This window comes from Streptomyces muensis, from assembly GCF_021474425.1.
GTDB lineage: Bacteria > Actinomycetota > Actinomycetes > Streptomycetales > Streptomycetaceae > Streptomyces > Streptomyces muensis.
This window is the reverse complement of sequence record NZ_JAKEIP010000595.1, coordinates 1-1,043: the sequence shown is the minus strand read 5'-3', so window position 1 is coordinate 1,043 and position 1,043 is coordinate 1. Positions and strand designations below refer to the sequence as shown.

Here is a 1,043-nt window from a genome sequence, read left to right as displayed (position 1 = left end):
ACCCCCGCAGTCGCTCCGCCGCCACGCCGACCGCGGCCTCCACCGCCCGCCGCTCCACGCTGCCCAGCTTCTCCAGCAACCGCCAGACGATCTCCCCGTCCTTGCGCTGGGCCCATCCGCCCACCACCCGACCGTTCCACCACACCGTCGGCCCGACATTGCCGCTCCGGTCGAACAGCGGCGGCCACAGCTCCGGCGCCAGATACCACTCCCGCCGCTGCCACCCCACCGCCGTGGGGTCGAGCGCGGGCAGCAGCGCCGCCCAGGGCTCCGCGGGCTCCGCCACCGGATCGACGTCGCCGTCGACGACGTACCCCGTCCCCTCGTCGAGGGACACGGCCCGCGCCCCCATCGCCGCCAGTGCCCGGCGCACCTCGGTGACCCGCCACCCCGTCCACCACTTGAGGTCGGCCTCCGTGGCCGGCCCGCACACCGCGAGCCAGTTCCGCAGCAACTCCGCCTGGGCCCCGGCGACGTCGAGCTCGGGGTGCTCGGGCGCGGGCGCCCACCGGAACTGCGAGGACGTCCAGGAGCCCAGCGGCCGCCCCCGCACCACCTTGCCCTCGACGCCCAGCACCCGCAGCAGCCGCGTCGAGACGGTGTGCTCGCCCTCGTAGCTCTTGCCGGCCCCGTACACGAACCGCTCGCGCAACCGCGGTTCGTCCACGGCGAGTTCGGCCGCCGTGGCCTGTCCGCGCCGCGCGAGCGCGGCCAGCGTCGACTCCTCGACCTCGGCCAGCCACGCCGCGTCCGGCGCCCCCGCCGCCGCCATGTGCTTGACCAGCGAGGCCCGCTCCCGGGCGGCGACCGCGAGGCCCGTCGAGGCGTGCACGACGGCCGTCAGACGGGTCGGGAAGACGAACACGGTGTGCCGCATGCCGTGCATCCGGACCAGCGCCCGCTCCTCGTACAACGCCCGCTCGGTCTCCGCCACGGTCTTCGCGGGTTCCGCCAGCCGCGCCCCCACGGCCAGGTACACCGTCGCCGGATCGGTCCCGTGCAGCGCCACGAGCGAGTCGGCGACCTCCTCCGGGCTCCCCGCC

At 76.1% G+C, this 1,043-nt stretch carries 1 protein-coding gene; it reads right to left on the bottom strand.

Annotated elements, in window-relative coordinates:
- Window positions 1-1,043, bottom strand: a 1,043-nt coding sequence (locus L0P92_RS44605; protein ID WP_234768835.1) for a winged helix DNA-binding domain-containing protein, incomplete at both ends; no start/stop codon positions are given.